Source organism: Nocardiopsis oceanisediminis, from assembly GCF_048595525.1.
GTDB lineage: Bacteria > Actinomycetota > Actinomycetes > Streptosporangiales > Streptosporangiaceae > Nocardiopsis_A > Nocardiopsis_A oceanisediminis.
The window spans coordinates 5,203,608-5,216,767 of sequence record NZ_JAFMZJ010000001.1 but is presented as its reverse complement, the minus strand read 5'-3'; the positions used below and the strand labels follow the sequence as shown (position 1 = coordinate 5,216,767).

Here is a 13,160-nt window from a genome sequence, read left to right as displayed (position 1 = left end):
GTCAGTCCTCCCCGGACGCGGCCGACAGGTCCTCGCGCTGCCGGCGCAGGTGCTCCGGAACCGAGGCGTAGACGTGCTCGAACAGGTCGCCGGGGGAGAGGTCGTCCTCGGCGGCCATCCGCTCCCGGACCCGGGCGGCGAGCCGCTCGCCCTCGGCGGCGAACCGCTCCATCGCGGCGTCGTCCACCGCGCCCTCGGAGCGCAGCAGCGCCTCCAGCCGGTCGAGCGGGTCGCGCTCGGCCCAGTACCGGTCGTCCGCGGGGTCCCGGTAGCGGCCGGGGTCGTCGGAGTTGGTGTGCGGGTCCATCCGGTAGGTGCGGGCCTCGATCAGCGCCGGGCCGGCGCCGGCCCGGGCGGCCTGCAGCGCCCCGCTCACCGCGGCGTACACCGCGGCGGCGTCGTTGCCGTCCACGTGCAGGCCGGGCATCCCGTACCCGACGGCCTTGTGGGCCAGCGTCGGCGCGGCGCTCTGCTTGCGCACCGGCACGCTGATCGCCCACTGGTTGTTCTGCACCAGGAACACGACCGGGGCCCGCCACACCGCGGCGAAGTTGAACGCCTCGTGCGCGTCGCCCTCGCTGGTCGCGCCGTCGCCCATCAGCACCAGGGCGGCGGCCTCCTCGCCGGCCCGGCGGGCGGCCCAGGCCAGCCCGACCGCGTGCGGGGCGCTGGTGGCCAGCGGCGTGCACTGCGGCGCGCACCGGTGGCGGTGCGGGTCGTACCCGCTGTGCCAGTCCCCGCGCAGCAGGGTGAGCACCTCGGCCGGGTCGACGCCCCGGGTGACCAGGGCGACGCTGTCCCGGTAGGTGGGGAAGAGCCAGTCCCGCCCGCCCAGCGCCAGCGCGGCGCCGACCTGGCAGGCCTCCTGGCCGCGCGAGGAGGGGTAGACGGCGAGCCGGCCCTGGCGGGCGAGTGCGCCGGCCTGGCGGTCGAAGCGCCGGCCGACCACCATCCCGCGCAGCAGTTCGGTCAGTACGTCCTGGTCAGGGCCTGCCAGGGCGCTCTCACCGGTGCGCCGGCCGGTCCGGTCGACGAGGGCGATCGGCTCCGCGGACGGAAGCGGCGGAGCCTGCGCCGGGGCGTGGGCGGTGCGGCTGGGCTTCATGTCTTGAATATGGGCTTCGTCACGCAATAGTGTCCATATCCCGCTCCGGAGTCTGGACGGATGGCTCTGAGCGGGCCCGATTCCGGCCGATCGTCCGGTCCGTCCACGATGCGGACGGTGTGAGGGGAGACACATGGCCGTCGAGCTGGACGCGGTCGACCGGACCATCATCGAGCTGCTCCGCGCGGACGGGCGGATGTCGGTGCGGGCGCTCGCCGAGCGCGCGCACGTCTCGCGCGCCAACGCCTACTCCCGGCTGGACCGGCTGCGCCGGGAAGGCGTCATCCGCGGCTTCACCGCGGTCGTCGACCCGGAGAAGTGCGGCTACGGGCTGGCCGCCTACGTGTCGGTGCGCATCCGGCAGGACTCCTGGGAGCCGTTCCGGGACCGGCTCCGCGAGATCGGCGAGGTGGAGCACGCCGCGCTGGTCTCCGGCGACGTCGACCTGATCCTGCTGGTGCGGGTGGCCGACGCGGCGGCGCTGCGCACCTTCGTGCTGGAGCGGCTGCAGCGCATCCCCGAAGTGGTCGGGACGCACACCATGTTCATCCTCGACGAGCCGGGCACGGGGCGGCCGGATGCGGCCGAACCGTGATGGGCGCGGCCGTGAGGCGGCGCGGCCGAAAGGGTAGAAGACGGGCACTCGCCCCCGCTGGATCCGTCGGCGGCGGCGCACGGTCCGGGGGCGGAAGCGGTGGGTGACCAACGGAAGGAAAGACCGGAATGTCGGTAACGAATCGGCTACTACCAGCGGGAACGGCTCCGCACCGTACTGACAACCGACTCCTCGACCACTAGGTTCCCCGCTATGACCGCAACTCCGCTCGTCACCCTGGAGAACGTCGACAAGCACTTCGGCGAACTCCACGTGCTGCGTGGCATCGACCTCTCCGTGGAACGCGGCGAGGTAGTCGTCGTGATCGGCCCCTCCGGCTCCGGCAAGTCGACCCTGTGCCGGACCATCAACCGGCTGGAGACCATCGACGGCGGCGTCATCACCATCGACGGCGTCCCGCTCCCGGAGGAGGGCCGCGGGCTGGCCCGGCTGCGCAGCGACGTCGGAATGGTGTTCCAGTCGTTCAACCTGTTCGCGCACAAGACGGTGCTGCAGAACGTCACCATCGGCCCGATCAAGGTGCGGAAGAAGAGCAGGGCGGACGCCGAGAAGCGGGCGCTGGAGCTGCTGGACCGGGTCGGCATCGCGAACCAGGCGAACAAGTACCCGGCGCAGCTCTCCGGCGGGCAGCAGCAGCGGGTCGCCATCGCCCGTGCCCTGGCGATGGAGCCCAAGGTGCTCATGTTCGACGAGCCGACATCGGCCCTGGACCCGGAGATGGTCCAGGAGGTGCTGGACGTGATGACCTCGCTGGCCGCGGAGGGCATGACGATGATCGTCGTCACCCACGAGATGGGGTTCGCCCGGCGCGCCGCCAACCGGGTGGTGTTCATGGCCGACGGCGAGATCGTCGAGCAGTCCACCCCGGACGACTTCTTCGCCAACCCGAGCTCCCAGCGGGCCAAGGACTTCCTGTCCAAGATCCTGAGCCACTGACGGCGCGGGGCCTTCGAGTCCTCGTCCCCACCGAGCGAACAAGGAATAGAGGTACCCGGACATGAGAGTCCGTCGAATCAGCGGAATCGGCAGTACCGTCGCGGCGAGCGCCGCCCTGCTGCTCGCCGCCGGGGCGTGCGGCGGCGCCGAGATGGGCGGCGGGGACGGCGGCGACGGCGGTGGCGGCGAGACCATCACCATCGGCGTCAAGTACGACCAGCCCGGCCTGGGCCTGGACGAGGGCGAGAAGCCGGTCGGCTTCGACGTCGACGTCGCCACCTACATCGCCGGCGAGCTGGGCTTCGAGCCCGACCAGATCGAGTGGACCGAGGCCGCCTCGGCCAACCGCGAGACCTTCCTCCAGCAGGGCACGGTGGACATGGTCATCGCGACCTACTCCATCACCGACGAGCGCAAGGAGCTCGTCGACTTCGGCGGCCCGTACTACGTCGCCCAGCAGGACATCCTGGTCGCCGCGGACAACGACGACATCAAGGGCCCCGAGGACCTGGACGGCAAGGTCCTCTGCTCGGCCTCCGGCTCCCGCTCGGCCAACAACATCACCGAGGACATGGGGATCGGCGCCGAGCTGCGCGAGGCCGGCAACTACTCCGAGTGCATCGAGCTGCTGTCCAACGGCACCGTGGACGCGGTCAGCACCGACAACACCATCCTCGCCGGGTTCGCCGCGCAGAGTCCGGGCGACTTCAAGATGGTGAACGCGCCGTTCGGCGAGGAGAAGTACGGCGTCGGCCTGCCCAAGGGCGACACCGAGCGCTGCGAGGCCGTCAACGAGGCCGTCACCAAGATGTGGGACGAGGGCAAGACCGTCGAATACCTGGAGACCGCCTTCGGCGAGACCGACTTCGCCTTCTCCGAGGAGCAGCCGGAGCCCGAGGGCTGCGCCTGACATCGTTAGACCCGTCGCCCCGGCCGGAGCCGCCCCCAGGGCTCCGGCCGGGGCCGTGACCGGCTGGGAACCATGGAAGCCTTTCTCGGCAATCTCGACAAGGTGATCGACGGATTCTCCTGGACCGTCCGCCTCACCCTGTTCAGCGCCCTGTTCTCGTTCATCCTGGGCGTCGTCCTGACCGCCATGCGGGTGTCGCCCGTCCCGATGATGCGGGGCCTGGCCACCGTCTACGTGGAGGGCATCAGGAACACCCCGCTCACCCTGGTGCTGCTCTTCTGCGGCCTGGGCATCAACAGCGCGCTGGGCGTCTCGCTCTCCGAGTCGGTGAAGTGGGACGTCTTCTGGTGGGCCGTCATCGGACTGTCCGCCTACACCGCCTGCTTCGTCTCCGAGTCGCTGCGCTCCGGTGTGAACACCGTGCCGCTCGGCCAGGTCGAGGCGGCCCGCTCGCTGGGCCTGACCTTCACGCAGAACCTGCGGCTGATCGTGCTGCCGCAGGCGCTGCGCAGCGTCGTCGGCCCGCTGGGCAGCGTGCTCATCGCACTGACCAAGAACACCACGATCGCCTCCGTCGCGGGGCTGGGCGTGCAAGAGGCGTCCCGGCAGATGAAGCTCATGTTCGACCAGGGCATCGCACCGGTCATCCCGACGTTCATCGGGTTCGCGCTCGGGTTCCTGATCCTGACGCTGCCCACCGGCTTCTTCTTCGGCTGGCTCAGCAAGCGGGTGGCGGTGGCACGATGACCGTACAGAACGTCCTCTTCGACGCACCCGGGCCGCGCGCCCGGGCCCGCAGCCGGATCTTCTCGGCCGTCACCGTGCTGGCCGGCCTGGCCCTGCTCGCCCTGATCTACCTGGGCCTGAACCGCTCCTTCGGGGACGGCGCGCCGCCGCTGACCAGTCCCGAGGCCTGGCAGGTCAACCCGGACGGGCAGTGGGCCGCGGAGCGGTGGGCGCCGTTCCTGATCGCGGAGACCTGGACCGGCTACATCGTCCCCGGCCTGCAGAACACGCTGACCGCGGCGCTGTACGCGGCGGTGCTGGCCATCGTGTTCGGCCTGGTCTTCGGGATCGGCCGGCTCTCCCGGCACGCCCCGATCCGGTGGATCAGCGGCGCGGTGGTGGAGTTCTTCCGCGGCATCCCGCTGCTGATGCTGATCTTCTTCACCATGGCGCTGCCGCTGGCGGTGAACCAGTTCCTCACCGCGATCGGCTCGGACCCGCTGCCGCCGCGCACCTTCCAGGTCGACGCGCTGGCCGCGGTCGTCGTCGGCCTGACCCTGTACAACGGGTCGGTGCTGGCGGAGGTGTTCCGGGCCGGCATCAACGCGGTGCCCAAGGGGCAGGCCGAGGCGGCCGAGTCGCTGGGCATGCGGCGCACCCAGGTGCTCTGGCTGATCCAGATCCCGCAGGCGGTCACCAGCATGATGCCGGCGATCGTCGCCCAGCTGGTGGTGCTGCTGAAGGACTCCGCGCTGGGCTACATCATCGCCTTCCCGGAGCTGCTGCGCGGCTTCTCGCTCATCGGCACCCGGTACGGCAACGTCATCCCGGCCGCGATCATCTGCGCGGCCATCTACATCATCATCAACATCTCGCTGAGCAGGCTGGCGATCTGGCTGGAGCGGCGCAACGCGCGCAGGGGCAAGGCCTCCGCGCACGCCGCCGCGGCCCCGGGCGTGCAGGAGCCGCCGGACGGCCCGGAGGGCTCGGCCCCGGCCGGGCCGGCCCCGGACGGCCCCGGCAGGCCCTGACCCGGACCGGCGCCCGAGAGGGGCGCGGAGCGGCCGCTCCGCGCCCCTCTTCTCCTATCCGCCTTCTCCTGCGCGGCGCGGGCGCCCGAGCGGGGCCGGGGAGGCGTGATCGGGGACACGCAGGAGACCCCCGGATCCGGTTGACTTCCAGTTAACTCGAAGTTCCAGAATCTCTGCCATGGCGAACACAGAGAACACAGAGAAGGCAGAGAACGCGGCGGGCGCGGCGGCCGGGGCCGCCGGAGCGGTCCTCGGCGACGTGATCCTGTTCCACAACACCATGCGCGTCCTCGACGGGCACCTGGCGGAGTTCCGCGCCGCCATCGAGCGCGCCGTCGCCTTCGTGCAGGGCGAAGGGCCGCAGCTGATGGTGGAGGTCTTCATCGACGAGCCGCGGATGCTCGCGCACAGCTTCCAGATCTACGCCGGCTCCGACGCGGTCCGCGCGCACTGGCGGATGTCCGACCCCTACATCCGCGGCGTCATGGAGCACTGCGAGATCCACGACTTCGCCGTCTACGGCGACCCCGACCCCGAGCTCCGCGAGGCCCTCGCCGAGCAGGGCCTGCCGATCGTGCCGCGCTTCACCGGCTTCCTCCGACACCCCGCCGGCGCGTCCCCGCAGGCCTCCTCCGGGGGATAGCATCCGCAGGCGGGACCGACCGAACCGAGCGGAAGCAGGGGGAACGCATCCATGCCGGGAAGAAGCGGCGGAGCAGAGCGCCGGCACGGCGGACGGGGCGGCCGGTGGGGCGGCGGATCCGGTGCGCAGCGCCCGGAGATCCGCGGCCGCCGGGACGCCGACCGGCTCGCCGAGGAGCTGGAGCGGATGGACGGGGCGTCCTACGGCCGCTACAAATCGCTCTCCGGCGACTGGGACTTCGGCGACTTCACGCTGACCGTGGAGCGGGTCCAGGCCGACCCGTTCGCGCCGCCCTCCCGCATCGCGGTGCACCTCCCCGCCGGCCTGGTCGGCCTGCCCGAGCACGCCTGGCGCGACCCGGCGCGCCGCCGGGCCACCGCCGACTACCTGATCCGGACGGCCCACCGGAGGCTGAAGGGGGCGCGGCTGCGCATCGACGCCGGAGGCCAGCAGGTCCTGGAGCGGGGCTCCGGCCGGATCGCCGGCGGCGACCTGCTGCTCCGGCTCGGCATCGAGCTGCCCGGGCACGGCCGGCGGATCGACGGCCGCTCGGCGCGCCGCGAGTTCTGCGAGCGGCTGCCCGAGATGGTCGACGCGCTGCGCTGGGAGGCGCTGGACACCGCCGAGGCCGAGCGGTTCGCCGACACGGTGGAGGACTCCGCCGCGCTCCGCGCCGCCCTGCCCGGGCTGGGCCTGGTCGCCTTCGTCGCGGACGGGGCCGTGCTGCCCCGCGCCAGCGGGGTCAGCGACCGCCCGATGGACGGCGAGGCGGTGCCCTTCTCCTCCCCGGAGGAGCTGCGCACCACCGTGCGGCTGCCGCACGCCGGCGAGGTCTCCGGGATGGGCGTGCCCGAGGGCGTCACCCTGATCGTGGGCGGCGGCTTCCACGGCAAGTCCACCCTGCTGCACGCCCTGGAGCGCGGCGTCTACGACCACGTCCCCGGGGACGGCCGGGAGCTGGTGGCCACCCGGGCCGACGCGGTGAAGATCCGCGCCGAGGAGGGCCGCCGGGTCGAGCGGACCGACGTCGGCGCGTTCGTGCGCAACCTGCCCACCGGCGCCGACACCTCCCGGTTCCGCACCGGCAACGCCTCCGGGTCCACCTCCCAGGCGGCCAACATCGCCGAGGCGCTGGAGGCCGGCTCGACCGCGCTGCTGGTGGACGAGGACACCACCGCCACCAACCTGATGATCCGCGACGCCCGGATGCAGAAGCTGGTGCACGGCGACCGGGAGCCGCTCACCCCCTTCGTCGACCTGGTCCGCCCGCTCCACCGCGAGCACGGCGTCTCCACGGTCCTGGTGATGGGCGGCAGCGGCGACTACTTCGACGTCGCCGACCGGGTGGTCATGCTGGACGGGTACCGCCCCTACGACGTCACCGAGCGGGCCGCGGCGCTGGCCGCGCCGCGCACCGACGCCCGCTTCACCCCGCCCGCGCACCGGGTGGTCGACCCGCGCTCGGTGGACGCCACCGCCCGCGGCCGCACCCGGATCAAGCGCCGGGACATGGACGTGCTCACCTTCGGCGAGAGCGAGATCGACGTCCGCGGCCTCACCCAGCTGGTCGACCCCGGCCAGCTGATCGGGGTGGGCCTGGCGATGCGGCTGATGGTCGAGCGGGGCCTGCTGGACGGCCGCGCCACGCTCGCCGAGGCGCTGGACGGCCTGGACCGGCTGCTCGCCGACGACGGCGACGGCGGCACCGGGGGCGCCGCGGTGCTCGGCCGCGGCCACAGCGGGGACTTCGCGCTGCCGCGCCGGCACGAGGTCGCCGGGGCACTGAACCGGCTGCGCACCCTGGCGGTCCTGGACGAACGGTGAGCCGGCGGCGCCTCCCGGCCGCGGAAGCGGGCGCGGGGGCGCCGCCCCATGTCGTCTATCCTGGAGCGCGTACCCCGAGCCCGCAGCACGACCGCCGCCTGAGAACGGAGAGCCCTTCCGGTGCCTGATCCCGCAGACCTCTACGAGCTCCGCCCCGGCGCCGAGGAGGGCGGCGGTTCGGCGATGCTGGTCCTGCTGGACGGCTACGTCGACGCGGGAGCGGCCGGGAAGCAGGCCGCCGAGGCCCTGTTCGCCGAGTTCGACGCCGAGGAGATCGCCGTCTTCGACGTGGACCGGCTGCTGGACTACCGCTCCCGCCGGCCGGTGATGACGTTCGTGGAGAACACCTTCACCGACTACAACCCGCCCCGGCTGGTGCTGTACCGGATGCACGACGGCGAGGGCACCCCCTTCCTGCTCCTGCACGGCCTGGAGCCGGACCGGGAGTGGGAGCTGTTCGTGTCCGCGGTGGTCGGGCTGGTGGAGCGGCTCCGGGTGTCGCTGACGGTGAGCGTCAACGGCATCCCGATGGCCGTCCCGCACACCCGGCCGGTGACCGCGACCGCGCACGCCACCCGGCCCGACCTGGTCGCCGCGCACACCCCGTGGGTCGGCCGGGTCCAGGTGCCCGCCGGCGTGGCGTCGCTGCTGGAGTTCCGCCTCGGCGAGGCCGGCCACGACGCCACCGGGTTCGCCGTGCACGTGCCCAGCTACCTCGCCCAGTCGGAGTACCCCCGGGCCGCGATGGCCGCGCTGGACTACGCCGCCGGTGCGACCGGGCTGGACCTGCCGGCCGGGCGGCTGGCCGAGGCGGCCGGCGAGACCGAGGCGGAGATCGCCGACCAGGTCGCCGACTCCGAGGAGGTCCAGCGGGTGGTCGAGGACCTGGAGCGGCAGTACGACGACTTCGTCTCCGAGCGCGGCACCGAGGAGGCCGCCGACCCGCTGTGGAGCGGAGACGAGTCCTCGCTGCCCACCGCCGAGGAGCTCGGCGACGAGCTGGAGCGCTTCCTCGCCGACCGGGAGCGCGGCGACCTGTGAGGGCTCTCCGCGGGGCCGTGTGAGAAGCTGAGGCGAACGGGCCCGCCTGCGAGAACGCGGGCCGGGGCGGCGGAGCCCGGCCGCCCCCGGGGCGACCGAAACGTACACGAAGGACCACCGTGCTCTACCAGCTGCTGTTCCATGCCGTCCTGCGGCACACCGACGCCGAGTCCATCCACCGCCTGAGCTTCGGCGGGCTGCGCGCGCTGGCCGCGGTGCCCGGGGCGGCCCGGGCGATGGAGCGGGTGCTCGGCCCGCGCGGGCCCGAGCTGGAGGTGACCGCGCTGGGCCGGACCTTCCCCGGGCCGCTCGGCATGGCCGCCGGGTTCGACAAGAACGGCGAGGGCATCGAAGGGCTCACCGCGCTCGGCTTCGGGTTCGTCGAGATCGGCACCGTCACCGCGCGCCCCCAGCCGGGCAACCCGGCGCCGCGGCTGTTCCGGCTGGTGCCCGACCGGGCGATCGTGAACCGGATGGGCTTCAACAACGAGGGCGCCCAGGCCGCCGCCGGCCGGCTGCGGGGGCTGCGCGAGCGCGCGGCCGCGGCCGGCCGCCCCGGTCCGCTGGTCGGCGCCAACATCGGCAAGACCAAGGCCGTCCCGGAGGAGGAGGCCGCGGCCGACTACGCGGAGAGCGCCCGCGCCTTCGCCGGCCTCGCCGACTACCTGGTGGTCAACGTCAGCTCGCCGAACACCCCGGGGCTGCGGAACCTGCAGGCGGTGGAGCACCTGCGGCCGCTGCTGGGCACGGTCCGCGAGGCGCTGGACGGCGAGGGCGCCACCGACGTCCCGCTGCTGGTCAAGATCGCACCGGACCTGGCCGACGAGGACGTCGACGCGGTCGCCGACCTGGCGCTGGAGCTGGGCCTGGACGGGATCATCGCCACCAACACCACGATCTCCCGGGACGGGCTGGCCACCGGCCCGGAGGCGGTCGAGGCGGCCGGCGCCGGCGGGCTCTCCGGCGCCCCGCTGAAGCGCCGCTCGCTGGAGGTGCTGCGCCGGCTGCGCGCCCGCACCGGCGACGGCCTGGTGCTCATCGCGGCCGGCGGCATCGAGACGCCCGAGGACGCCTGGGAGCGCATCCGCGCCGGGGCGACCCTGGTGCAGGGCTACACCGGCCTCATCTACGGCGGCCCGCTGTGGCCGCGCCGGATTCACAAGGGCCTGGCCCGCCTCACCCGCCGGGCCGGCCTCGCCTCGGTCGCCGACGCCGTCGGCACCGACGCCCCGGCCGCCGGGAAGGCCTGAGCCCCGCACCCGCCGGCCGGTCCGGGGCGCCCGCCGGCCCCCCGGGGCGGCCGGCCCGCTCTCCCCGCCCGGCACCCGGCGGCACCGGGGCGCCGAGGAGGCCCCGACACGGCGAAGGCCCCGCCGGGGCGGGGCCTTCGGTGCGGATCCGGGTCAGCGGGCGGAGGCCGCCGGGGCCGGGAGCTCGGTCTCCAGTTCGGCGCCGAGGAGCGGGCCGGACAGGTGCGACGGGCGGATGCGGACGCCGGTGACCCGCTCGGCCAGGGCCAGTACGGCGGCGGCCGGGTCGTCGGGGCCCTCGCCCGCCTCGTCCAGCAGGCCCACCGAGGCCATCTCGGCGGTGAGCGCGTCCGGCCGGGTGCCGCGGCGCCGGGTCGGGGTGCGGGCGTCGAAGAAGGTGCGCAGCACCCCGCCGGCGACCCAGCGGAACTCGTACCGGGCGTCCATCCGGACCCGGACCGAGACCAGCTCGGTCTCGGCCGACAGCGAGCGGTAGCAGTCCGGTCGGACCGCGCGGCAGCCGGTGGGCTCGACGATCACGGTCCAGCCGTTCACGCAGAGCGCGTGCGCGGTCTGCGGCGGGCGGCTCTCGCTGCACAGCCCCGCCTCCAGGGCGTCGGCGATGGGCAGCATCCGCAGCCGCTTCGGCGCCGCGCCGAGCCGCTCCAGGCACTCGGTCTTGCCCAGGCCCCGGACATAGGTGAGGCAGAACGCCTCGGCCAGGTCCGGCTGGGACTCTTCGAACCAGGCGTAGTCTGCCGCGAGGGCAGCGGCCATCGACCTCTCCCTTCCCCTCGGGGCGGCCCCCTCCTGAGGGGCGCTCCCCGTTGGCGGAACGGTTGCGGAGTCCTTGCCGGTTCCCCGGCGCAGCAGCGGAAGAAGGGCCACCTCAGGCCACCGCCTCTCGGACGGGATGCGGCGCGAGCGGCATCCGCGCGAAGTGCGTGTTCATGCCCACGGCGAACCACCATACGCCGCCGCGGGGACTCTCTTCACACGTGACGGCCCGCTCGCGCCGTCATCTGGACCACATCGTGGCCGGAGCGTGATCGGGGAGGGCGCCCTTGCCCTCCGCCCCCTCATCCTTCCCCGTTCGCGCCGCCGCCACCGTTCCCGGAGGAGCCGCTAGTCGCCCTTTCCGGTGACGGCTTCCTCACCGTCGAAGTACTTCTCCCCGGGCTCGGTCTCGCCCAGCAGCTGGGAGACGGTCACCATGGTGAAGCCCTTCTCGTCCAGCCGCTTCAGGATGTCCGGCACGGCGTCGACGGTGGTGCCGTGGATGTCGTGCATCAGGATGATCGCGCCGGGCTCGGCGCCCTCCACCGCGCGGTCGGCGACGACCGAGGAGTTCCGGTCCTTCCAGTCGTTGGTGTCGACGCTCCAGATGATCTCGGCCATCCCGAGGTCCTCGGAGACCCCGGCGACGGTGTCGTCGGTCGCGCCGTAGGGCGGGCGCATCAGCTCGGGGCGGTAGCCGGTCTCCCGGTCGATCAGCCCGCTGACCGAGGCCAGCTCCTCGCGGACCTCGTCCTCGCCGATACCGGTCAGGTCCGGGTGGCTCTCGGTGTGGTTGGCGATCTCGTGCCCCTCGGCGTACTCCCGCCGCACCGTCTCCGGGTTCTCCCGGACCGGCTCGCCGGTGAGGAAGAAGGTGGCCTTGGCGCCGTACTCGTCGAGCTCGTCCAGGAGTTCGGGGGTGCGCCCGCCGGGGCCGTCGTCGAAGGTGAGCGCGATGCACTTGGCCTTCGGGTCGGAGCAGTCGACGTCGGGGGAGACGGGCGAGGGCCGGCCGGGGACGTCGCCGGCGGCGCCGTCCTTGGGCGCGGCCGCCTCCGCCTCCAGCTTGAAGTCGCGGGTCACCGCGGTGGCCGCGGCCTGGGCCCGCTCACCGAGGTCGGACAGGAGCGGCTCGGCCTCCTTGCGCGGCACCACCGCGTGCACCCGCCCGTCGCCGGCCGGGGCGAGCTGGCCCTCGTCGAACTCGACCACCAGGTCGCCGTCGGGGTTGAAGCCGATCGAGTCGTACATCCCGGCGATGGGGTAGAGGTCGGCGGTGTCCACGTCCTGCTCGCCGAGGATCCCGGCGACCCGCTCGTGCAGCTCGCCCAGCTCCTCGTCGCCGGCGAGCAGCTGGGTGGAGTAGGCGGTGGCCCCGGTGCCGGCGTCGTACCAGTAGGTGGCGTGGCCGGTGCGGGTCCCGTCGGAGTCCTTCTCCTTCTGCTCCAGGCGGACGCCGAGCACGTCGCCGCCGGCGGCGGTCAGCGCCCCGGTGACGGTGAGCGACTCGGCGCCGGGGACGGCGTCGGCGAAGTCCTCGGCGGCGCGGCCGGTGATCCGGCCGAGCTCGTCGGCGAACGGGCCGGCGCCGCCCACCGCGGGGTAGGAGATGTCGACGGAGACGTCGCCCCGCTTCTCCTCGGTGTGCTTCTCGTCGAGGTCGGCGACGGTCTCCGGGTCGACCTCGGTGAGCCGGTCCGGCTCACCGGAGGGCTTTTCGGCGGGGGTCTCCTCACCCCCCGAGGTGTGCTCACCGTCGGAGGGGCTGCAGGCGGTGAGGGCGAGCACAGCCGCGGCCGCGGCGCCGATGAGGGCGCGGCCGCGGGGGGATTCAGGGACGGAGCGGTTGCGTAGCACCTGAAATCGTCTTTCGCATATATCGGGCCAACCGGACTATACATAGGATGATCGCATCCGAGGGTCAGTTCGGTTCGACGCTTCGGTAATGAGAGGGGAAAAACCGGCGTGCCGTCTTCCAGGGGCGGAGGGGCGGGGTGCGGGCGCCCGGGACCCACCCCCCGGTATCGGGCAACGGCGTCCCTATACTGACAGCTGCGGTCGGTACGCGCACGGTGGATCACTGTGGGCGTCGAGAGAGGGAACCCGGTGCGAATCCGGGACTGCCCCGCAGCGGTGAATGGGAACGAAAGCCGTCAACAGCACTGGGTGCCGAGCACTTGGGAAGCGGCGGCCGGTAGGAGAACGCGCCCGGAGGGCGCGGAGCGCCCATGAGTCCGAATACCTGCCGACCGCCCGCGGGCGCGACCGTGCCCGCGGTGGTCGGCGCGTCCCGAGGGAGGA

Annotated in this window: 12 protein-coding genes and 1 riboswitch; of the genes, 9 read left to right on the top strand and 3 right to left on the bottom strand. The window is 73.4% G+C overall.

What is annotated here, in order from left to right; all coding sequences use genetic code 11:
* Position 1: 1 nt before the first annotated feature.
* Complete coding sequence (gene pdhA / locus J0910_RS22805; RefSeq protein ID WP_420160579.1) at positions 2–1,105, bottom strand: pyruvate dehydrogenase (acetyl-transferring) E1 component subunit alpha; 1,104 nt, start codon at positions 1,103–1,105, stop codon at positions 2–4.
* Between the two features lie 133 nt (positions 1,106–1,238).
* Here pdhA and J0910_RS22800 point away from each other — a divergent pair, with 133 nt between their 5' ends.
* From J0910_RS22800 to J0910_RS22760, 9 genes are all read left to right on the top strand, one after another.
* Positions 1,239–1,700: an Lrp/AsnC family transcriptional regulator gene (locus J0910_RS22800; protein ID WP_420160578.1), complete on the top strand. Its 462-nt coding sequence runs from the start codon at positions 1,239–1,241 to the stop codon at positions 1,698–1,700.
* 213 nt (positions 1,701–1,913) lie between these two features.
* Positions 1,914–2,657: an amino acid ABC transporter ATP-binding protein gene (locus J0910_RS22795; protein ID WP_420160577.1), complete on the top strand. Its 744-nt coding sequence runs from the start codon at positions 1,914–1,916 to the stop codon at positions 2,655–2,657.
* A gap of 61 nt (positions 2,658–2,718) precedes the next feature.
* Positions 2,719–3,567 carry a glutamate ABC transporter substrate-binding protein gene (locus J0910_RS22790; protein WP_420160576.1) on the top strand — a complete coding sequence of 283 codons (849 nt, stop codon included), beginning with the start codon at positions 2,719–2,721 and terminating at the stop codon, positions 3,565–3,567.
* A gap of 72 nt (positions 3,568–3,639) precedes the next feature.
* Complete coding sequence (locus J0910_RS22785; protein WP_420160575.1) at positions 3,640–4,314, top strand: amino acid ABC transporter permease; 675 nt, start codon at positions 3,640–3,642, stop codon at positions 4,312–4,314.
* Entirely contained in the window at positions 4,311–5,324 is a 1,014-nt protein-coding gene (locus J0910_RS22780; protein ID WP_420160574.1) for an amino acid ABC transporter permease, read from the top strand. The genes J0910_RS22785 and J0910_RS22780 overlap by 4 nt, the downstream gene beginning before the upstream one ends.
* Before the next feature lie 178 nt (positions 5,325–5,502).
* On the top strand, positions 5,503–5,967 hold the full coding sequence (locus tag J0910_RS22775) for a hypothetical protein (protein WP_420160573.1): 465 nt from the start codon (positions 5,503–5,505) through the stop codon (positions 5,965–5,967).
* Positions 5,968–6,018: 51 nt separating this feature from the next.
* Positions 6,019–7,791: an ABC-ATPase domain-containing protein gene (locus J0910_RS22770; RefSeq protein ID WP_420160572.1), complete on the top strand. Its 1,773-nt coding sequence runs from the start codon at positions 6,019–6,021 to the stop codon at positions 7,789–7,791.
* 120 nt (positions 7,792–7,911) lie between these two features.
* Positions 7,912–8,832, top strand: coding sequence for a proteasome assembly chaperone family protein (locus J0910_RS22765; RefSeq protein WP_420160571.1), 921 nt, complete (start codon positions 7,912–7,914; stop codon positions 8,830–8,832).
* Positions 8,833–8,951: 119 nt separating this feature from the next.
* On the top strand, positions 8,952–10,082 hold the full coding sequence (locus tag J0910_RS22760; protein WP_420160570.1) for a quinone-dependent dihydroorotate dehydrogenase: 1,131 nt from the start codon (positions 8,952–8,954) through the stop codon (positions 10,080–10,082).
* 153 nt (positions 10,083–10,235) lie between these two features.
* Here J0910_RS22760 and J0910_RS22755 read toward each other — a convergent pair whose 3' ends face one another.
* Both J0910_RS22755 and J0910_RS22750 read right to left on the bottom strand, forming a co-directional pair.
* Positions 10,236–10,859: a DUF6461 domain-containing protein gene (locus tag J0910_RS22755; RefSeq protein ID WP_420160569.1), complete on the bottom strand. Its 624-nt coding sequence runs from the start codon at positions 10,857–10,859 to the stop codon at positions 10,236–10,238.
* Between the two features lie 348 nt (positions 10,860–11,207).
* Complete coding sequence (locus J0910_RS22750; protein WP_420160568.1) at positions 11,208–12,716, bottom strand: polysaccharide deacetylase family protein; 1,509 nt, start codon at positions 12,714–12,716, stop codon at positions 11,208–11,210.
* Between the two features lie 185 nt (positions 12,717–12,901).
* Positions 12,902–13,123, top strand: a riboswitch (cobalamin riboswitch).
* The last annotated feature ends 37 nt before the right edge of the window (positions 13,124–13,160 follow it).

What these genes read in the sequence shown, in the direction of transcription:
- pdhA (WP_420160579.1), bottom strand. Translation starts at nt 1,105, where the DNA reads ATGAAGCCCAGCCGCACCGCCCACGCCCCGGCGCAGGCTCCGCCGCTT.
- J0910_RS22800 (WP_420160578.1), top strand. Translation starts at nt 1,239, where the DNA reads ATGGCCGTCGAGCTGGACGCGGTCGACCGGACCATCATCGAGCTGCTC.
- J0910_RS22795 (WP_420160577.1), top strand. Translation starts at nt 1,914, where the DNA reads ATGACCGCAACTCCGCTCGTCACCCTGGAGAACGTCGACAAGCACTTC.
- J0910_RS22790 (WP_420160576.1), top strand. Translation starts at nt 2,719, where the DNA reads ATGAGAGTCCGTCGAATCAGCGGAATCGGCAGTACCGTCGCGGCGAGC.
- J0910_RS22785 (WP_420160575.1), top strand. Translation starts at nt 3,640, where the DNA reads ATGGAAGCCTTTCTCGGCAATCTCGACAAGGTGATCGACGGATTCTCC.
- J0910_RS22780 (WP_420160574.1), top strand. Translation starts at nt 4,311, where the DNA reads ATGACCGTACAGAACGTCCTCTTCGACGCACCCGGGCCGCGCGCCCGG.
- J0910_RS22775 (WP_420160573.1), top strand. Translation starts at nt 5,503, where the DNA reads ATGGCGAACACAGAGAACACAGAGAAGGCAGAGAACGCGGCGGGCGCG.
- J0910_RS22770 (WP_420160572.1), top strand. Translation starts at nt 6,019, where the DNA reads ATGCCGGGAAGAAGCGGCGGAGCAGAGCGCCGGCACGGCGGACGGGGC.
- J0910_RS22755 (WP_420160569.1), bottom strand. Translation starts at nt 10,859, where the DNA reads ATGGCCGCTGCCCTCGCGGCAGACTACGCCTGGTTCGAAGAGTCCCAG.